This window comes from Tessaracoccus oleiagri, assembly GCF_900103275.1.
GTDB classification, from domain to species: Bacteria; Actinomycetota; Actinomycetes; order Propionibacteriales; family Propionibacteriaceae; genus Arachnia; species Arachnia oleiagri.
Genome location: NZ_FNGP01000006.1, coordinates 1 through 18,355, shown reverse-complemented (window position 1 = coordinate 18,355; position 18,355 = coordinate 1). Strand labels below are relative to the sequence as shown.

The 18,355-nt window shown below is 70.3% G+C and carries 17 protein-coding genes; 9 read left to right on the top strand and 8 right to left on the bottom strand.

Going from position 1 to position 18,355, the window contains the following annotated elements; genetic code table 11:
* Positions 1-57: 57 nt before the first annotated feature.
* Positions 58-3,426, bottom strand: a complete 3,369-nt coding sequence (locus BLR46_RS13700) for a proline dehydrogenase family protein (RefSeq protein ID WP_093253367.1) — start codon at positions 3,424-3,426, stop codon at positions 58-60.
* Positions 3,427-3,476: 50 nt separating this feature from the next.
* Here BLR46_RS13700 and trhO point away from each other — a divergent pair, with 50 nt between their 5' ends.
* Positions 3,477-4,334: an oxygen-dependent tRNA uridine(34) hydroxylase TrhO gene (gene trhO / locus BLR46_RS13695; protein ID WP_093253364.1), complete on the top strand. Its 858-nt coding sequence runs from the start codon at positions 3,477-3,479 to the stop codon at positions 4,332-4,334.
* A gap of 6 nt (positions 4,335-4,340) precedes the next feature.
* Here trhO and BLR46_RS13690 read toward each other — a convergent pair whose 3' ends face one another.
* A complete protein-coding gene (locus BLR46_RS13690) occupies positions 4,341-4,982 on the bottom strand; it encodes an RNA polymerase subunit sigma-70 (protein WP_176761789.1) in 642 nt (213 codons plus the stop codon).
* Between the two features lie 22 nt (positions 4,983-5,004).
* On the opposite strand from BLR46_RS13690, the gene BLR46_RS13685 reads away from it, so the two are divergent.
* A complete protein-coding gene (locus tag BLR46_RS13685) occupies positions 5,005-5,403 on the top strand; it encodes a hypothetical protein (protein ID WP_218118481.1) in 399 nt (132 codons plus the stop codon).
* Positions 5,400-5,969 (top strand): HD domain-containing protein, encoded by a 570-nt coding sequence (locus tag BLR46_RS13680; protein WP_143008314.1) that lies wholly within the window; start codon positions 5,400-5,402, stop codon positions 5,967-5,969. Before BLR46_RS13685 ends, BLR46_RS13680 begins: the two co-directional genes overlap by 4 nt.
* Here the strand turns inward: BLR46_RS13680 and typA are convergent.
* From typA to BLR46_RS13665, 3 genes are read right to left on the bottom strand one after another with little or no spacing between them, the layout of a single operon-like run.
* Positions 5,966-7,828: a translational GTPase TypA gene (gene typA, locus BLR46_RS13675; RefSeq protein WP_093253352.1), complete on the bottom strand. Its 1,863-nt coding sequence runs from the start codon at positions 7,826-7,828 to the stop codon at positions 5,966-5,968. The two genes, BLR46_RS13680 and typA, sit on opposite strands and share 4 nt — an antisense overlap.
* A 51-nt stretch (positions 7,829-7,879) precedes the next feature.
* Positions 7,880-8,200: a putative quinol monooxygenase gene (locus BLR46_RS13670; RefSeq protein WP_093253350.1), complete on the bottom strand. Its 321-nt coding sequence runs from the start codon at positions 8,198-8,200 to the stop codon at positions 7,880-7,882.
* Positions 8,201-8,210: 10 nt separating this feature from the next.
* A complete protein-coding gene (locus BLR46_RS13665) occupies positions 8,211-8,894 on the bottom strand; it encodes a winged helix-turn-helix domain-containing protein (RefSeq protein ID WP_093253347.1) in 684 nt (227 codons plus the stop codon).
* A 117-nt stretch (positions 8,895-9,011) separates the two neighbouring features.
* Here BLR46_RS13665 and BLR46_RS13660 point away from each other — a divergent pair, with 117 nt between their 5' ends.
* Positions 9,012-9,707, top strand: coding sequence for a CPBP family intramembrane glutamic endopeptidase (locus BLR46_RS13660; RefSeq protein ID WP_176761788.1), 696 nt, complete (start codon positions 9,012-9,014; stop codon positions 9,705-9,707).
* 14 nt (positions 9,708-9,721) lie between these two features.
* Here the strand turns inward: BLR46_RS13660 and BLR46_RS13655 are convergent, their stop codons facing one another.
* Positions 9,722-11,203 (bottom strand): sugar transferase, encoded by a 1,482-nt coding sequence (locus BLR46_RS13655; RefSeq protein ID WP_093253342.1) that lies wholly within the window; start codon positions 11,201-11,203, stop codon positions 9,722-9,724.
* A 144-nt stretch (positions 11,204-11,347) separates the two neighbouring features.
* Between BLR46_RS13655 and BLR46_RS13650 the strand changes: the two genes are divergently transcribed.
* On the top strand, positions 11,348-12,691 hold the full coding sequence (locus BLR46_RS13650; RefSeq protein ID WP_093253340.1) for a glycosyltransferase family 4 protein: 1,344 nt from the start codon (positions 11,348-11,350) through the stop codon (positions 12,689-12,691).
* Positions 12,688-13,362: a polysaccharide deacetylase family protein gene (locus BLR46_RS13645; RefSeq protein ID WP_093253337.1), complete on the top strand. Its 675-nt coding sequence runs from the start codon at positions 12,688-12,690 to the stop codon at positions 13,360-13,362. The genes BLR46_RS13650 and BLR46_RS13645 overlap by 4 nt, the downstream gene beginning before the upstream one ends.
* A 1-nt stretch (position 13,363) precedes the next feature.
* Here BLR46_RS13645 and BLR46_RS13640 read toward each other — a convergent pair whose 3' ends face one another.
* Positions 13,364-14,218 (bottom strand): glycosyltransferase family 2 protein, encoded by an 855-nt coding sequence (locus BLR46_RS13640; protein WP_093253335.1) that lies wholly within the window; start codon positions 14,216-14,218, stop codon positions 13,364-13,366.
* 89 nt (positions 14,219-14,307) lie between these two features.
* Positions 14,308-14,937: a hypothetical protein gene (locus BLR46_RS13635; protein WP_093253332.1), complete on the bottom strand. Its 630-nt coding sequence runs from the start codon at positions 14,935-14,937 to the stop codon at positions 14,308-14,310.
* A gap of 158 nt (positions 14,938-15,095) precedes the next feature.
* Between BLR46_RS13635 and BLR46_RS13630 the strand changes: the two genes are divergently transcribed.
* The 3 genes from BLR46_RS13630 to BLR46_RS13620 form a co-directional block, all read left to right on the top strand.
* Positions 15,096-16,331 (top strand): Coenzyme F420 hydrogenase/dehydrogenase, beta subunit C-terminal domain, encoded by a 1,236-nt coding sequence (locus BLR46_RS13630; RefSeq protein WP_093253330.1) that lies wholly within the window; start codon positions 15,096-15,098, stop codon positions 16,329-16,331.
* A 104-nt stretch (positions 16,332-16,435) separates the two neighbouring features.
* Positions 16,436-16,960: a CatB-related O-acetyltransferase gene (locus BLR46_RS15540; RefSeq protein ID WP_143008312.1), complete on the top strand. Its 525-nt coding sequence runs from the start codon at positions 16,436-16,438 to the stop codon at positions 16,958-16,960.
* 227 nt (positions 16,961-17,187) lie between these two features.
* Positions 17,188-18,355 (top strand): right-handed parallel beta-helix repeat-containing protein (locus BLR46_RS13620; RefSeq protein ID WP_218118480.1); only part of this gene is annotated, 1,168 nt, incomplete at its 3' end.

Sequence of the window (18,355 nt, the reverse complement as noted above, 5' to 3'; positions counted from 1 at the left end):
GATCTCACCCCCGCTGGGGCGCCGAGGACGCCGAGCAAATGAGTTTTCTGTAATCGGTCACAGTGGGAGTTCCACGAAGCGGGGGTCCGGGTTGCCGTAGCGGTGGGCGGTGATGCTGACGGACTGCTCGCGCAGGAACGGGAGCATCTCGAGCCGGCCGGAGGCGGTGACCGGCTGGTCGTGGACCGCGACGCGCGGGTTGCCGCCCAGCGCCTGCCGCAGCTCCCCGTCGCTGCCCACGAGCCGGATGCGCCGGACTGGAGCGAGGCCGTCCCCCTCCTCGAGCGCCCGGCCGCTGGCCACGCGACCCCGGAAGGAGTCGTCGTCCTCGACGGTGACGGCCGCGGCCGCACGGAAACGGCCGAAGTGCTCCGGCAGCGGCTTCGACGTCGAGACCCGCACCCGTGAACCGGCGCGCTCGGCCGCGCTCAGCACGCGCTCGAGCTCGCACAGCGTGCCGTCGTCGGCGAGCCGGACCAGCACCTCGCGGGTGGGGCGGTAGCGGAAGGCGTTGCGCTCGACGCCGAGCCCTGAGACGTCCTCGGCGCGGGACATCGTCGCGTCCCACACCAGCAGGTCGTCGTCCTCGGCGGCGCGGAGGAACACCTCGTCGGAGGCGTAGCGCTTCGCCTCCCAGTCGACGAGCGTGAACAGGTAGTTGGGCCCGCCGGCCTTCGCGCCCGGCCCCACCTGCGACAGCTTCCAGCCGCCGAACGGCTGCCGCCGCACGATGGCGCCGGTGATGCCGCGGTTGACGTAGAGGTTGCCCGCCTCGACGGCCTCGAGCCAGCGCGCCACTTGGCCGGCGTCGAGCGAGTGGATGCCGGCGGTGAGGCCGAAGTCGGTGCCGTTGGCGACGGCGATCGCCTCGTCGAGCGTGTCGACGGCGATGAGCGACAGGTGGGGGCCGAAGAACTCCGTCAGGTGGGTGTACGACCCGGGGCGGACCCCCTCGCGGATCCCCGGACGCCACAGTCGCCCGGAATCGTCGAGGGGCTGCGGCTCGAGCAGCCACGACTCGCCGTCGCCGAGCTCGGTGAGCGCGCGTTCGAGCTTGCCGGTCGCCTTCTCGATGACGGGGCCGACGTGCACCCGCGGGTCGGTCGGGTACCCCACCACGAGGGTCTCGACCGCGTCGGCGAGCTGCCGCAGGAACCGCTTCGAGGTGCCCACCGAGCCGACCAGGATGCCGAGCGAGGCGGCGGAGCACTTCTGGCCGGCGTGGAAGAACGCGCTGCGGGCGAGGTCGTTGGCGGCGAGGTCGAGGTCGGCGTCGGGGGTGACGATGATGGCGTTCTTGCCGCTCGTCTCGCCGAGGATCGGGAGGTCCGGCCGCCAGGACCAGAACAGCTCCGCCGTGTCCGACGAGCCGGTCAGGATCAGCCGGCCGACGCGCTCGTCGGTGATGAGCCGACGCGCCACCTCGTCCTCGCCGAGGGCGACGAACCGCAGCACCTCGCGCGGCACGCCCGCCTCCCAGAGCGCCTCCACCATCACCGCCGCGGTCCGCATCGACTGCGGGGCCGGCTTGATGACCACCGGGGAGCCGGTGGCGAGGGCCGCGGCGACGCCGCCGGTCGGGATCGCGGTGGGGAAGTTCCACGGCGGCACCACGACGGTGAGCGCCACCGGTTTCGCGACCGCGCGCTCGATGCCATCCAGCCCGAGCGACTGGTCGGCGTAGTAGCGGAGGAAGTCGATCGCCTCCGAGACCTCCACGTCGCCCTCGGCGATGGTCTTGCCGGTCTCGTGGCCCATGATCTCGATGAGGTCCGCGCGGTGGCGGGCGAGGGAGTCGGCGGCCGCGTAGAGGATGCGACGGCGCCCCTCCGCCCCCAGCGAGGCCCAGCCCGGGCCGGCCGCGACCGTCTCGTCGAGGATCCGCTCGATCTCGGCCACCTCCGTGACGCGCGAGCGCTCGACGAGGTCGGCGCCCAGCCGGCTGTCGGCCATGCGGGCGACGATGCCGCGGGCCCACTCGCGGTTGGCGGCGAGCGACGGGTCGGTGTCGGGCTCGTTGGCGAAGGATCCCACCGGCGTGGCGCCCGCCTCGTCGCGGCGGTCCTGGCGGCGGTTGGGTCGGAGCGGGCCCTCGCGGTCCTCCTGGTCCATCAGCTCCAGCGAGCTCAGGAAGCGCTGCTTCTCGCGCTCGAAGACGCGCTCGTCGTCGAGCTCGAACATGCCGGACATGAAGTTCTCGCCGGAGCCGTTCTCCTCGAGGCGACGGATCAGGTACGCCACGGCCGCGTCGAAGTCCTTCGGCTCCACGACCGGCGTGTAGAGGACGATGTTGTCGACGTCGGCGCGCACCGCGTCCAGGTGCTCGTCGGCCATGCCGAGCAGCATCTCGACGTCGAGGGCGTCCTTCGTGCCGTGCTGGGCGGCGAGTTCGATCGCGTACGCGAGGTCGAAGAGGTTGTGGCCGGCGACACCGACCCGCACGGCGGCTGCGTTCTCGGGGCGGAGCGCCTGGCGCAGCACGCGCTTGTAGTTGGCGTCGGTGGCGGCCTTCGACGGCAGCACGGCGACGGGCCAACCGTGGATCGCGGCGTCCACCCGCTCCATCGCGAGGTTGGCGCCCTTGACGATGCGCACCTTGATGCCGGCGCCCCCGTCGGCGGTCCGCGCCCGGGCCCAAGCGGTGAGGTCCTCGTAGGCGGCGAGCGCGTCGGGCAGGTAGGCCTGCAGCACGATGCCCGCGTGGAGGCCGCGGAACTCAGGCTTCTCCAGGATCCGCTTGAAGACGGCGAGGGTGAGGTCGAGGTCGCGGTACTCCTCCATGTCGAGGTTGATGAACTTGCCCGATCGGGCGGCGATCTCGTAGAGCGGGGTGAGCCGCTCGACGACGTCGGCCACCGTGTCGTCGAAGGCCCAGAGGTTGAGCTGCGGCGCCACGGAGGAGACCTTGATGGAGACGTAGTCGACGTCATCGCGACTGAGGAGCGTCTTGGTGCCAGCCAGGCGGCGGTCGGCCTCACGTCGGCCGAGCACGGCCTCGCCGAGCAGGTTGACGTTGAGCTGGACCCCGCGGCGGCGCAGGCGGGCGAGGTGCCTGCCCAGCTTCGCGGGCGTGGCGTCGATCACGAGGTGGCCGACGAGCTGGCGCATCGCGGCCTTCGCCGCCGGGACGACGATGCTCGGCATCACCGTCGCCATGGCGCCGCCGACGCGCACGCCCAGCTGCAGGTACTGCTCGAGGAAGCCGGGGGCATGGGCGCCGAGCTTGCGGAACTCCTTCGCCGACGCGAGTTGGTCCTCCGGCCGCACCACGCGGTCGACGAAGTCGATCGCGAACTGCAGGCCGGCGGGGTCCCGCAGCAGCCCGGCCAGCCGCTCGGCGGACTTGTCCCGTGCCTGGGTGGGGGAGGCGAGCCAGCGGGTGACCCGGGCGACGGCGGCGTTGGCAAGGTTGTCGTCGGTGACCATGTCGCCATGCTAGTGGGCACCCATGGCGGTGGCGATGGGAGGATTGGCCAATGCAGAAGGTGATCCTCTTCTACAAGTTCACGCCGCTGGCCGACCCGGAGGCGGTCCGGATGTGGCAGTTCGACCTCGCCGACGCGCTCGCTCTGCGCGGGCGGGTCATCGTCTCCCCGCACGGCATCAACGGCACCCTGGGCGGGGAGATGGGCGCGCTGAAGCGGTACGTACGGCGGCTCAAGGAGTACCCGGGCTTCCGGGGCACGGAGATCAAGTGGTCGGCGGGTGGAGCGGAGGACTTCCCGAGGCTGACCGTGAAGGCGCGCGACGAGATCGTCACCTTCGGCGTGCCGGACGAGCTCGTCGTGGACGACGGCGGGGTGGTCGGCGGTGGCCTCCGGCTGAGCCCGGGCGAGTTGCACCGGCTGGTCGCGGAGAAGCCGGAGACGGTGTTCTTCGACGGCCGCAACCGCGTGGAGGCGAGCGTCGGACGCTTCCGCGGAGCGGTCGTCCCGGACGTGGACCACACCCGCGACTTCGTCGGCGAGCTCGAGTCCGGGAAGTACGACCACCTGACGGACAAGCCGGTCGTGACGTACTGCACGGGCGGCATCCGGTGCGAGGTCCTGAGCGCGCTGATGGTCAACCGCGGCTTCCGGGAGGTCTACCAGCTCGACGGCGGCGTCGTCCGCTACGGGGAGACCTTCGGCAACGGGGGGCTCTGGGAGGGATCGCTCTACGTCTTCGACCGGCGCGGCGTCGTCGACTTCGGCGAGGGTGCGGCGGTCATCGGCGTCTGCTCCGTGTGCGGGGACCCGACGAGGTACGTCGGCGACTGCGCTGACGTGGCCTGCAAGGCACAACTCGTCGCCTGCCGGGACTGCACGCCCCGCTGCGTCGCCCACGCGGCGTGATGGGCGTCAGGGCAGCGCCTCGAGGGCGCGGATGGCGGCCGCCAGCGGGCGCAGGTCGTTGTTCGTCACGCGCTGTGAGTTGGCGCTGGGCGTGATGCCGAGGCGACGGGCGGCGTCCTGGTTGTCGAGGCCCTCGAGCAGGGCGGTGAGCGTGGCGCGGGGGCCGGGTCTGAGCCGGGCCAGGTGCGCGTCGACGAGCTGGCCGAGGGGCTCCGCCGCCGGTGTGGCCACGTCGCGGGCGTCGCGGATGGCGGTGCGCAGGCCGCCGAGCCCGGGTTCCGCCGCGCGCTGCTCGACGGACTCGATGGCCTCCCGCGCGAGCAGCCACGCCGAGCCGTCCTGGATGCCCCTGTCCGCGTCCAGGATCCGCACCTCGCCCCCGCCGAGCCCGAAGCGAAGGTCGACGCGGCCGACGAGCTCGTGGCGCAGCGCGAACGACGCGGCCATGGCGTCGCCGAGCGTGGCGTACACGCCCTGGAGCTCGTCACCGACGGTCACGCGGAGGACGTCGAGCTGCGGTACCTTGGCGTTGACCCGCTCGATGGCTGTCAGTGTGGCCTGATGGGATGTGGGTCGGTCGGCGTCTCGGGAGGCCACCATGTCGGCGAGCAGCGCCACACATGAAGGAAAAACCTGAATATCTGCCATATGTAGACAATACCTTAATCCGATGGGAGGTGTGCGCATGGAGATGGTGTGGAAGGCCTTGGTGGTCGCCGTCTGCGGTGCGCTCGCGCTTCTCGGCAACGGGCCGGTCAGGGCCCTGCTGCGACGCGTCGACCCACCGCGCCCGAAGCCGGACCCGCAGTTACTGGACGCCCAGGAGCGGTTGCCCGGCGGTCGCTGGATCGGGGTGCTGGAGCGCGCCGGCACGTACGCCTGCATCGTCGCTGGCTTCCCCGGCGGGCTCGTGCTGATCCTCGCGGTCAAGGGCCTCGGCCGCTATCCGGAGCTCCGGGCGGGGGACAACCCCCGGCTCGGCGAACTCTTCATCATCGGTACGTTCGCGAGCATGCTGTGGGCTGCCGCGTTCGCCGGCATGGCCTACGGAGTGAATCGACTGTGGTGAACATCGACCTGCCCGACGAGATCCGCGACGACCTGCTCGCCCGGTGGCGCGAGCCGCATCGCGACTACCACGGGATCAAGCACCTGGAGAGCGGCCTCGAGTACCTCGACCAGCTCGGCGGCACGCCGATCGAGCGCATCGCGTTCTGGTACCACGACGCCGTCCACACCAACACCAGCCCCGACGACGAGCTCGCCTCCGCGGAGCTCGTCCGCGCGCAGCTCGGCGCTGTGCTGACGCCGGCGGAGGTGACAGAGGTGGCGCGCCTGGTGATGGTGACCATCGGCCACGACCCGGAACCGGGCGACGAGGCCGGCGCCCGGATCTCCGACGCGGACCTCGCCGGTCTCGCCCGTCCGTGGAAGGGTTACCTCGACAACATCCGCGGCATCCGGGCCGAGCTGCCGCACGTCGACGACCACGCCTGGCGGATCGGCCGCAGCGCGGTGCTGGAGCAGTTGCTCGGGCACGAACGGCTTTTCCACACCGCCCACGGCGCCACCCACTGGGAGCAGCGGGCCCGCGCCAACCTCGTGCGCGAGCTCTCCGCCCTCCAGCCCGATTAGCCCTTCTTGGCCCGGTTGCGCAGCTTGGCGCGGTCGTTGGCGGACAGCGCCACCTTGCGGATGCGCACGAAGTCCGGCGTGACCTCGAGGCACTCGTCGCCGGCGCAGAACTCGAGGGCCTGCTCCATCGACATGACCTTCGGCGGGATCAGCCGCTCGAGCTCGTCGGCGGTGGAGGAGCGCACGTTGGTGAGCTTCTTCTCCTTGGTGGGGTTGACGTCCATGTCCTCGGCGCGCGGGTTCTCGCCGACGATCATGCCCTCGTACACCTCGGCGCCCGGCGCGACGAACATCGTGCCGCGCTCCTGGAGGCTGAACAGCGCGTACGACGTGACGACGCCCTGCCGGTCGGCGACCAGCGAGCCGGTGGGGCGGGTGCGGAAGTCGCCGGCCCACGGCTCGTAGCCCTCGCTGACGTGGTGCATGATCCCGGTGCCGCGGGTCTCGGTGAGGAACTCGGTGCGGAACCCGATGAGGCCGCGGGCGGGCACGAGGAACTCGAGCCGGACCCAGCCGGTGCCGTGGTTGACCATCGTGTCCATCCGGCCGCGGCGCAGGCCCATGAGCTGGGTGACGGTGCCGAGGAACTCCTCGGGCACGTCGACGGTGAGGCGCTCGATCGGCTCGTGCACCTTGCCGTCGACGAGCTTCGTGACCACCTGCGGCTTGCCGACCGTCAGCTCGAACGACTCGCGGCGCATCATCTCGACGAGGATCGCGAGCTGGAGCTCGCCGCGGCCCTGCACCTCCCACGTGTCGGGGCGGTCGGTGGGGAGCACGCGGATCGAGACGTTGCCGATCAGCTCCTGGTCGAGGCGGTTCTTCAGGAGACGGGCGGTGAGGTTCTTGCCGGAGCGGCCCGCGAGCGGGGAGGTGTTGATGCCGATCGTCATGGAGATCGACGGCTCGTCGACGTGGATGAGCGGCAGCGGCTGCGGGTTCTCCGGATCGGAAAGCGTCTCGCCGATCATGATGTCCGGGATGCCGGCGATGGCGACGATGTCGCCGGGCCCCGCCTTCTCCGCGGGCTTGCGCTCGAGCGCCTCGGTCATGAGGAGCTCGGTGAGCTTGACGGTCTGGACCGTGCCGTCGGTCTTGCACCACGCCACCTGCTGGCCGCGACGCAGCTCGCCGTTGATGACGCGCAGCAGCGCGAGACGGCCGAGGTACGGGGACGCGTCGAGGTTGGTGACGTGCGCCTGCAGCACCGCGCCCTCCTCGTAGCTGGGCGCCGGGATGTGCTGGAAGATCGCGTCGAACAGCGGCTCGAGGTCGGGCGAGTCCGGCATCCCGCCGTCCTCGGGCTGCGTCATCGACGCACGGCCGGCCTTCGCGGACGCGAAGACGATGGGGAAGTCGAGGATGTCCGCGGAGTCGTCGTCAAGAAGGTCCATGAACAGCCCGTAGACGTCGTCCACGACGGCACTGATGCGCGCGTCGGGACGGTCCACCTTGTTGATGACGACGATGATCGGCAGCTTCTTGGCGAGCGCCTTGCGCAGCACGAAGCGTGTCTGGGGGAGCGGGCCCTCGGACGAGTCGACGAGCAGCACGACGCCGTCCACCATCTCCAGGCCGCGCTCGACCTCGCCGCCGAAGTCGGCGTGGCCGGGGGTGTCGATGATGTTGACCGTCGCCTCGGTGCCGTCGGGGCGGCGGTGGCGGACGGCGGTGTTCTTCGCGAGGATGGTGATGCCCTTCTCGCGCTCGAGGTCCATGGAGTCCATGACGCGGTTGTCGACGTCGGACCCCTCGCGGAACGCGCCCGACTGCCACAGCATCGCGTCGACCAGCGTGGTCTTGCCGTGATCGACGTGGGCGATGATGGCGACGTTGCGCAGGTCTTCGCGGATTGGCATGTGGGGTTCCTCACTGTTGGGCCGGAGCGAGTTTACGCGCCGGGACCCCCATCAAGCGATTCGAAGTTCGCCCATCTCGTCCCAGCCCTCGCCGTCGACCTGCCGCGAGACGATGTGCGGGGTCGCGACGAGGAACGGACGCATCGCGTCCAGACCGGCCTGGAAGTGCGGCGAGCTCACGTGTGCCTCGCCCGCGCCGTCCTTGAACGCCTCGACGAGCACCAACTCGTTCTCGTCCTCGACGCTGCGCGACCACTCGAAGAAGAGGTTGCCCTCCTCGCGGCGCGTCGCCTCGGTGAATTCCCGCGTGGCCTCGAGGAACTCGTCGGCCTTGCCGGGCTGGACCTGGTACTTCACGACGATGAATATCATGCGCCCCACACTAGTCGCGGCGTCGCGTCGGGTGATCCAAGGGAGTAAGGAAGACGCCGAGGAGGTGCGTGGGTTCGCCCGCGCCGTCCTGTGTGTCGGCAAAGCGCGCGACGAGGGCCGCCAGCTCATGCTGGAGTTCCTTCGCCTCCTCGGGCGACAGATGGGCGGGAATCCAGTTGAAGGCGATCGCCGGAGCCGCCGGCGCCTGAAGGTCGGACGGCGAAACCTGCCCGCGCTCAGCCGCGAGGTCGAGGTGGACCCCACCGTCGTCCGCCCGATACAGCTGGACGACCCACTGGGCCAGTCGTGCTCGTGCAGCGCGGGCCGCCAACGCAGACAGGAAGAGCTCCCGCCCCACCGCGTCCACGCGTTCGAAGTACCCGCGGACGTCGTCGTAGGGCAGGAGGTCGAGAGGCGCCTCGAGCTTCGACGGTGCCTGGTACAACGTCATCGGCCGCCCCTTGCGCGCGACGCTGCCGGCCCGCTCGAGCAATCCGTGACCCATGAGGGAGCGCACCCGGTAGGACATCGTCTCGACGGGTACCCCCACCTCGCGGGCGGCCTGCGCCGTCGTGCGCGCCCGGCCGATGAAGGGCTCGAGGAAACGGCGGTCGGCGGGTGAGAGAAGGATCCGAGCGGCTCGCTCGGAAGTGATCCTGACCCCGGCGTCGCTACTGGAATGTGGACCTTCCACGTCCAGTAGGTTACTCCGCAGACTCGGGCCATGACACTCAAATCACAACCGGGGCTCCCAATGGGAGCCGCCTCGCGCACACTCCGACGGCCTCGGAATGAGGCCCTCTCGTGGCCCATGGCCATCGCTCTGCACCTGCTGCCCGGTGCGGTCCTCCTCCTGTTTCAGGTCCTCGCCGGTTCCTGGCTCGTGGCACACCGTCTGCCGGCGATATGGGGGCTCATGGCCGGCGTGGTGCTCGTCGTCATCCCTTTCGAGATCGGCGCCATCGCTCTGTCCTCGCGAGGTCTGCGGGTCGGGACGGTCGCGCGTGAGTTGGGGGTGCGGAGGCCGCGTCGACGGGACATCAGGTCACTCCTGGTCCTCGGGCCGGTTTGCCTTCTTCTCCCCGGCCTCGCCGTGTGGTCCGAGCGCTGGATGCGCTCATCGCTGTTCGCGTGGGTGCCCTCCTGGGTCGGCGGTGACGCGGCGCAGCTCGCCGAATTGCCCGGGTCGCTACTCCTGCCCACCGCCATCCTCTGGGTGGTGACCCTCGTCGTCCTCGGCCCTGCAGTGGAGGAGGTCTACTTCAGGGGCTGGTTGCTCCAACGGATCCCCGGGCGGCGCCCCTGGGTGGGTGTCGTGGTCAGCGCTGGGCTCTTCGCCGTCTATCACCTCTGGCAGCCACAATCCTGGCCTACTCTGCTCCTGTTCGCGCTGCCGTTGACGCTCCTGGCCCGGCGCACTGGGAACACACTCCTGACGTTCCTGGTCCACGCGAGCGTGAACGTCGTGACGTTCGTCACCTTCATCGCGGGCGTGGAGTGGCGCTGACGTGGCGCCGGGCGTCAGTAGGCTCCCGAGGAGCCGACGACGGCCCGGAAGGTCTTGAGCAGGATGATCACGTCCTGGATGATCGACCAGTTGTCGACGTAGTAGAGGTCGAGCCGGACGGTGTCTTCCCAGGAGAGGGTCGAGCGGCCCGAGACCTGCCACAGCCCCGTCAGCCCGGGGCGCACCTCGAGTCGTCGGCGGGTGTCCGAGTCGTACTGTGCCACTTCGCGTGGGAGCGCGGGCCGGGGCCCGACGAGGCTCATGTCGCCGCGGAGCGCGTTCCAGAGCTGCGGCAACTCGTCGATGGAGTAGCGGCGGATGAACTTGCCCACCTTGGTGATCCGCGGGTCGTCGACCATCTTGAACAGCACGCCGGCGCCCTGGTTCTGCGCCTGCAGCGCGGCGAGCCGGGCCTCGGCGTCGACGCACATGGAGCGGAACTTGAGGCAGTCGAACTCCTGCCCCTTCAGCCCCACGCGCCGCTGGCGGAACAGGACCGGGCCGCCGTCCTCGAGCTTCACGAGGAGCGCCGTCACCAGGAGGATGGGCAGGGCCAGCACCAACAGGATCGCGGACGCGACCACGTCGCTGACGCGCTTGGACCAGCGCAGCGAGCGCAGCGCCCGGGGCCTGGCGACGTCAACCAAGGGCAGGCCGCCGAACGGGCGGAATTCGAGCCGGTCGGGGCTGATGTCCGCCAGTGTCGGGACGACCAGCAGCTGGATGCGCGACTGCTCGAGCTTCCAGGCGAGGCGCCGGAAGTCGCCGGGGCAATCGAACGAGCCCTCCGTGAAGATGGCCACCGACACCTTGTGCTGCTCGATGACGCTCTTGAGGTCGGAGAGCCCGCCGAGGACGCGCAGGCCGGTGCCGGTGGAGGTCGTCTCCTCGCGAGTGATCGCGCCGACGATCTTGTACCCCATCCAGCGTTCGCGGGACAACACCATGGCGACCTCGTCGACATGCGCCACCGACCCCACCATGAGCACAGGTGTCAGCAACAGCTCGCGCCGGTGCAGGCCGTGCATGACGCGGCGACGCGCCAGGCGGAACAGCAGGAGCCCGAACAGGCCCACGACCACCCAAACCCCGAACATCGTCCGCGGGTAGGAGTAGTTCAGCAGGTAGCAGCTGACGCCGAAAATCCCGGCGGCCACCACCGAGGCGTTGGCGACGCGCCGGTACTCCACCGGGCCGGCGCGGAGGTGCCGCAGCGAGTACGCACCCGTGAGGCCGAGCAGGACGATCCAGCCCACCAGCATGCCCGCGGTCACGAGCACGTGCTCCGCGGTCAGGTGGATGAGGTCCCGGCTCCAGCCCCATGCGAGGGTGACGCCGAGCGCTGCGATGATGACGACTGCGTCTATCGCGATCAGTATGGCGTGCTGGGTCCGGGCCGAGAAGGACCAGCGGGACCACGTCTCGGCCGCGGCTACGGTGGGCTTGGCGAGCCCCGAAAGCGTCAACGCGCGCTCGGGCGCGGTGAGGTCGGTCATGATGTCTCCCCCGATGAATCATGCCTTGTCGACGAGCGCGCCCACCCCCCATGGAAGGCGTCTTTCTCGTTGGACCCGAGTCTAATCCTTCAAATATTTTGACGGAACCCCCACTTATGTGCTAATGGGCTTTATCCTTCGGAAATGAGTCGTTCTATCGGGGGAGACGACCCTCATGTCCTCGTCATCGTCCAGAATCTGCCCATCCAGGTGGACCGCAGGGTGCAGCTGGAATTCCACGAACTGCTCGACCGCGGCTACCGCGTCAGCCTGATCTGCCCCAAGGGCCCGGGCGATCCGGCCCGGGAGACCATCGACGGGGCCCGCATCTACAAGTACGCCCCGGCACCCGTGGCCACCGGGGCGCTCGGCTACGCCGTCGAGTTCGTCTACAGCTGGCTGCGGACCGCGTGGCTCAGCGTCGTGGCGTGGCGGGAGCGCGGGCCGTTCCAGATGATCCAGGCCTGCAACCCGCCGGACACCTACTGGTTGCTGGCCCTGCTGTGGCGGCTGCGCGGGGTCCGGTTCGTGTTCGACCACCACGACCTGAACCCGGAGCTGTTCCACAGCCGGTTCGGCGCACCGAAGACTGCGGTGCAGAGGCTGGAACTCGCGTTCCTCCACTGGCTGGAGCGCAGGACGTTCCGTACCGCGCACCGCGTCATCTCCACCAACGACTCCTACCGCGCCATCGCGCTGCGCCGCGGGCGGAAGCGCCCCGAGGACGTCGACGTGGTGCGCAGCGGACCCGACACCGCTCGCATGCGGCCCATCTATCCCGAGCAGCCGGTGCCGGAGGGCCTCACCATGTTGGCCTACCTGGGCATCATGGGCCCGCAGGATGGCGTCGACCAGGTGCTCCTCCTCGTCGACGAGTTGCGCCGCCGCGGCCGCACGGACATCCGCGCCACGCTCATGGGCTTCGGCGACTGCCTCGACGACCTGCGCCGGCAGTCGGCCGAGATGGGGCTCGACGACGTCGTCACGTTCACCGGCCGGGTCGACAAGCGAGAGATCGCCGAGCAGCTGAGCCGCGCGCACATCGGGGTCTCGCCGGACCTCAAGACGCCGCTCAACGACCTCTCCACCATGAACAAGACGCTGGAGTACATGTCCTACGCGCTCCCGGCCGTCTCGTTCGACCTCAAGGAGACCCGTGTCACCGGCGGCGACGCGGTCCGCTACGTCCCGTCCGGCGACATCGTGGCCATGGCCGACGAGGTGGAGCGGCTCGTCGCGGACCCCGAGCTGCGGGTGGACCTGTCCCGCAGGGCGCGGGCGCGGGTGGTGGAGATGTTCGACTGGGCGGGCCAGGCGAAGGTCTTCGGCGACGTGTTCGACGAGGTGCTCGGCCGCCCGCGGTTCGAGCGCCACTCGTACGCGGCCCCCGACCCGGACGTCGACGACCACGGCCGGCGGTTCGTGCCCCTGGAAGACGAGGAGGAGTTGACCCGGTTCCTCCGCACGCGCCGCGCGGAGTCGACGTGAGCGGGCGCCGTCGGGTCGTCCTCAACTTCCACGGCATCGGTGAGCCGCCGCGGGACGTGCCCGACGACGAACGGCCGTTCTGGTGTCCCGCCGGCCTGTGGCTGCAGTTCGCCGACGCGCTCGCCGACGTGCACCGCGACGGGCGCGTCGACCTCGTCATCACGTTCGACGACGGCAACCGCAGCGACGTCGACCGGGCGCTTCCGGCGCTGACAGAACGGGGGCTGCGGGCCACCTTCTTCCCGTGCGCGGGGCGGCTGGGCGCGGCGCGGTACCTCGATGCCGACGAGCTGGCCAGGCTTCGCGCGGCCGGCATGGGCATCGGTAGTCACGGCTGGGCGCACGTCGATCTCCGGCGCGCCGACGACGCGACCCTGGAGCGGGAGAGCCGGGGATCGCGGGCCCGGTTGGAGGAGGCGTCCGAGGGCACGGTCGACGAGTTCGCCATTCCGTTCGGCAGCTACGACCGGCGCGTCCTGCGCAGCCTGGCGCACTACCGGACGGTGTTCAGCAGCGACGGGGGGCCGGTCACCCGCGGGCGCCTGGTGCCCCGCTCCTCGTACGTTCGCGGCTGGGAGCCCGACGACATCGAGCGCCTCGCACTGGCGCCGTTTCCGGCCGGCAAGCGGCTCGCGCGTGGTGTGCGGGTACTGACGAAGTCCCTGCGGTAGGTCATGCAGCGCGCTGGTCGAGCGACTGCCGAGCCGCGCGGCGGCCCCAGTCCATGCTGCCCCGTCGCTGCAGGCGGGCGGAGACGGCGGCCGCCGTCGTGATCGTCGCGTACACGACCCCCGCCGGCGCCAGCCTCGGGTCCTTGAACACCACGTCGACGAGCCAGGACCAGCGCCGCGCCGGGCGGATCGAGATCGGCACCTCGCCCTGCTGTGCGGCCCCCCGCATGGCCGCGGATCCCCGTCGCACCCGGATCAGGCGGTGCAGCAGCTCACCGGTGGACGCCGGTGACTCGACGACCACCCGCACCTCGGCGACCTCGGTCTTCTCGTCGCTGGAGTACATGCCGTCGAGGAAGAGGTCGTCGGCCACCATCGGCGGGAACTCCTCGAACCGGGACCGGCCCTCCGCGGATAGGGCGATCATGCCGCGGCCGAACAGCGCGTCGCGGAACACCGGCAGCCGACGGTGCACGCTGACCCAGGCCCGCACCGGCCACGGGCGCCCCGAGCAGTCCATGAATCGTCCCGGCACGGCGGCGTGGACGCCCGGCCGCTCGAGCGCCCGTTCGAGGGCGGCGACCCCTCCCGGCGGCACGATGATGTCGGCGTCCAGGTAGATCCGCGGGAAGGTGCGCGCCACCTCGTCGCCGGCGTTCATCGCGAGCGGTTTGCTGCCCTTCTCCAGTTCGACGACCGTGACCCCCTCGCGGCTGCGGGCGACCTGTGCCGTCTCGTCGGTACACCCGTTCGGGACGACGATGACCTCGGCATCGGGCGCGGCCCGCAGCAGTGCGTCGAGCGTCGCGCCGAGTACCGGCGCCTCATTGTGCGCGGCAATGATTACACTGACCATGATTTCCCCCGAACACACGGTCGTAATGCACTGACTATACGCTCAGACCCTTTTCGAGAGAACCCCCGACTATCTCGGGGAAGGGAAGCTCAGCGAAGGTCGGTGGTGGCCCGGCGGGCCCGTCGCTGCTGGAACAGGCGGTCGACGCCGAATGCCGCCAGCAGCGTGACGACACCTCCCACACCGAGCACCCCGATCACCTCGCGCAGCCGCGCGTTGCCCTGCTCGACGGGACGTTCCTCCGCGGCGAAGACCCTGGCGTGCGCGATCTGCGCCTCGGGCGCGCCCTCCTCGACCTGCACCGCGAGCAACTCCTCTTGGAGAGCGCCCACCATCCAGTCCCTGGTGGCGAGCACGTCCTCCGGGTCAGGCCCCTCGACCGCGATCACGACGATGGGGTTCTGGGGGTCCACCGTCACCTGGTAGCCGGAAGTGAGCCCCTCCGCCGCCATCGCCTCCCGGAACTCGCGCGTCGTGGCGGAGACGGAGACGAGCCGACCGATGACGTTGAGGCCGTCAGGGAGGTACAGGAAGGGACTCCCGACGGCGTCTGCGCCGCGGGCGTTGGGCGGCAACAGCAGGAGCATCCTCGCCCCGGCCGTGTAGCTGGGCGGTGCCGAGAGGTACAGGTAGGCGGCACCCCCCACGGTGAGCAGCAACCCGACGAGGACCACGACCCAGCGGCGCAGCAGGACCTTGACCGCGCTTCCCAAGTCCATGTCCCACCGCCTACTCCAACGGCCACCCTGCCATGTTGCCAAGACATTAGCAGTTGGGCCCCGGCCGCCAGCCCGATCGGAGGAGGTTGTGCGGAACCCCGCCACGAGCGTGGGCGGCGATTTATAGTGGGTCCACGCTTGCTGCGAGGGGAGAGCAGATGAGCACCCACCCGCTGGACGCCGTGCTCGCCGGGCACATGTGTTCGGGGTGTGGCGCGTGCGCCTACCTGGGTGCCGACGGCGGCGTGACGATGCGCGACGTCCCGACCATCGGAGCCCGCCCCGTCGGCGTGGCGGCGCTACCCATCGAGGTGAAGGACCGCATCGTCGCCGCCTGTCCCGGGGCGGGTGTGCGGTCGCCCGCCTCCGGCAGGCCGGCACCGACGGACCGGGACGAGTTGCTCGTCGGACCCGCCGACGCGATCTGGGAGGGCTGGGCGGCGGACCCCGAGGTCCGGCGCAGGGCGTCCTCGGGCGGCATCGTCACCGCGCTGGCCGCGTACTGCGTGGAGCGGCTCGGCATGCGGCTCGTCGTCCACGTCGGGATGGAACCGACGCAGCCCTGGACGAACCGCACGATCACCAGCCACGATCGCGCGGGGCTCCTCGCGAACGCAGGGTCGAGGTACGCACCCTCCTCCCCGGTCGAGGCGCTCCGACTCATCGAGGAGGCGGACGGCCCCTGCGTGTTCGTCGGCAAGCCGTGCGACGTGGCCGCCGTGGCCGAGCTGCGCAAACAGCGTCCCGCCCTCGACCGCAACCTCGGAGCGGTGCTGAGCTTCTTCTGCGCGGGGACGCCGGCCTCGGCGGGCACCCTGGGGCTCGCCTCGACGCTCGGGTTCGACGAGGACCGCATCGCCTCCGTCCGCTACCGCGGCGACGGCTGGCCGGGGCGGTTCCGGGTCCGGGGCCGCGACGGGCAGGAGGCCTCACTCAGCTACGACGAGTCGTGGGGGGCGCTCGCCCGGCGGCATCGACAGCTGCGGTGCCAGGTCTGCCCCGACGGGTTGGGGGAACTGGCCGACGTGACGGGCGGCGACGCCTGGCACCGTCGCGAGGAGTCGCCGGAGGGCATCTCGGTCGTCCTGGCGCGCACCCCACTGGGTCGGAGGCTCGTGGAAGGGGCCGCGGAGGCGGGGTACGTCGAGCTCACCGAGAGCGACGCCCACCGGGTCGTCGCCGCCCAGGGGCTCGTGCGCCGCAGGAAGCTCGTGGCGGCGCGGCTCACCGCGCTGGGACTCCTCGGCCTGCCGGTGCCGAGGTTCCGCGGCTTCCACCTCTGGCGCGCGGCACGGCTGATCGGACCGGTGAAGTTCGTCCGCGAGATGGGCGGGACCCTGCGGCGCGGTTTGGCCCGCGGCTACCGGCGACCCGAATCGAGCGAGGGGCCGTGATGACTCCGTGGCTGGAACGCGTGCTGGTCCGCCTCTACGGGATACGCCGGCGATCCGTTCGGGGCGTCGTGACCAGACTCTGCCTCGCCCTCGAGGGAGGGGAGATGCGTTCCACTACCCTGAGGGAGATCTTCCGGAACCACCACGGGGTGGACGTTGGGCTGTACACCCACGGCGGCTGCTTCGTCCCGTTCTCGTTCGGCCGCGGCACCAGCATCGGGCGGTACTCGTCGATCGCCCGCACCGCCTTCGCCGCCACGCTCGACCACCCGCTGGAGCGCAAGTCGATGCACGGGTTCTTCTTCAACCCCGGGCTGGGCTACGTGAGCAAGGAGCGGGAGTACAGCCCCTTGCGCATCGGGAACGACGTCTGGCTGGGGCACAACTCCATCATCAGCGCTGGCGTGCACGAGATCGGCGATGGCGCCGTCGTCGGCGCGGGAGCGGTGGTGTTCAAGGACGTGCCGCCGTACGCGGTGGTGGTGGGGAATCCCGGCCGGGTGGTGCGGTACCGCTTCTCCCCGGAGACGATCGAGCGGCTCCTGGCGGAGCGCTGGTGGGACACCGACGTCGAGGACCTGAAGTCCCGGATGCACGAGTTCGAGGCCCCTTTCGAGAGCGGATCTTAATAAAGACGCCATCTGAAATCCGCTTTGGCAACTAATCGGGGCCGAGTATTAGAAACTCTCAGGTTTCTATTAAGGTGTGAGTCGCGCCGTCGGAAACGTCGGTGACTCCCCATCAAAGGGCCCGTTCTCCAGCGGGGCCCCATCCGGAAGGATTTACTTTCTTTATGATAGGAAAAACGCGAATTCTCGCGGGGTTCCCTCGTGCCCGTGGCAAGCAAGTCGGCCTCGTGGGCACGGTGCTCGCGGCCGGCGCGCTCGGCATCGGCGCCATCGCAGTCCCCGCCTCAGGCGCCACCCAGTTCGCCGCCATCGACACGGGCAGCCTCGTCAAGTCGGGGACCATCGAGGTCAAGCAGGACGGCGCCGTGATCGACGGCCGGCTCGTCACCGGCGACATCAAGATCAAGGCTGACAACGTCACCGTGAAGAACACCATCGTGAAGAGCGGCAGCTACAACGCCATCCGCATCTACGACGGCTTCAAGGGCGCGCGCATCCTCAACACCCAGGTGTACTGCCAGGCCGACCGGACCAACGGCATCGCGCACGGCAACTACACCGCCGACCGTGTCGACCTCTTCGACTGCCGCCATGACTTCTACTTCACCTCGAGCAACCCGGCCGTCGTCACGAACTCCTCGATCGACGGCGTGCCCTACTCGACGGAGGTGACCCCCGAGCCGACGGCGTCCCCCACGCCGACCGCCACCGCGTCACCGACCCCGACCGCGAAGCCGTCGCCCACCGCGTCGCCCACGCCGACGGCCTCGCCCACCCCGACCGCGTCGCCGACCCCCACCGCGACCGCCTCGCCCACGCCCACCGCGTCCCCCACGCCGACGGCGTCCCCGACGCCGACCGCGTCCCCCACCCCCACCGCGACCGCCTCGCCGACGCCGACCGCGTCCCCGACGCCGACCCAGACCGCGGCGCCGACGGGGTTCCCGAACGCGACGAACACCGGCGTGCCTGCCGGGACGGTGCTGCGTCGGTCGGGGAGCATCGTGGTGACGACGCCCGGGACGGTGATCGACGGGCTGGATGTGGACGGTTCGATCGACGTCCAGGCGAACAACGTCACGATCCGCAACTCCCGGGTGTCCACGGGTGCTGCGCGGTACCCGATCCGTGTGCACCCCGGTGTGTCGGGCACGCTGATCGAGCGTGTCGAGGTGAGCAACGAGGGCGGTGACGGCAAGGGCATCTACTTCAACAGTGGTTCGGGCACCGTGCGTTACTCGAACATCCACTCCGCGGAGGACGGCATCTTCATCACGGCCGACAACGTGGTGGTGGAGCACAACTACGTCCACCACCTGATGCGCAACGCCGAGGCCCACCCGGACGCGATCCAGATCCGCGGCGGCGACAACATCCGGATCCGTTACAACAACC

Bases quoted from the DNA above. Each gene is read 5' to 3' on its own strand.
- BLR46_RS13685 (WP_218118481.1), top strand. From the start codon at position 5,005: ATGGGAGGTGTGCGCATGGAGATGGTGTGGAAGGCCTTGGTGGTCGCC.
- typA (WP_093253352.1), bottom strand. From the start codon at position 7,828: ATGCCAATCCGCGAAGACCTGCGCAACGTCGCCATCATCGCCCACGTC.
- BLR46_RS13700 (WP_093253367.1), bottom strand. From the start codon at position 3,426: ATGGTCACCGACGACAACCTTGCCAACGCCGCCGTCGCCCGGGTCACC.
- BLR46_RS13690 (WP_176761789.1), bottom strand. From the start codon at position 4,982: ATGGCAGATATTCAGGTTTTTCCTTCATGTGTGGCGCTGCTCGCCGAC.
- BLR46_RS13635 (WP_093253332.1), bottom strand. From the start codon at position 14,937: ATGGACTTGGGAAGCGCGGTCAAGGTCCTGCTGCGCCGCTGGGTCGTG.
- BLR46_RS13660 (WP_176761788.1), top strand. From the start codon at position 9,012: ATGGCCATCGCTCTGCACCTGCTGCCCGGTGCGGTCCTCCTCCTGTTT.
- BLR46_RS15540 (WP_143008312.1), top strand. From the start codon at position 16,436: ATGCGTTCCACTACCCTGAGGGAGATCTTCCGGAACCACCACGGGGTG.
- BLR46_RS13650 (WP_093253340.1), top strand. From the start codon at position 11,348: ATGAGTCGTTCTATCGGGGGAGACGACCCTCATGTCCTCGTCATCGTC.
- trhO (WP_093253364.1), top strand. From the start codon at position 3,477: ATGCAGAAGGTGATCCTCTTCTACAAGTTCACGCCGCTGGCCGACCCG.
- BLR46_RS13630 (WP_093253330.1), top strand. From the start codon at position 15,096: ATGAGCACCCACCCGCTGGACGCCGTGCTCGCCGGGCACATGTGTTCG.
- BLR46_RS13670 (WP_093253350.1), bottom strand. From the start codon at position 8,200: ATGATATTCATCGTCGTGAAGTACCAGGTCCAGCCCGGCAAGGCCGAC.
- BLR46_RS13655 (WP_093253342.1), bottom strand. From the start codon at position 11,203: ATGACCGACCTCACCGCGCCCGAGCGCGCGTTGACGCTTTCGGGGCTC.
- BLR46_RS13640 (WP_093253335.1), bottom strand. From the start codon at position 14,218: ATGGTCAGTGTAATCATTGCCGCGCACAATGAGGCGCCGGTACTCGGC.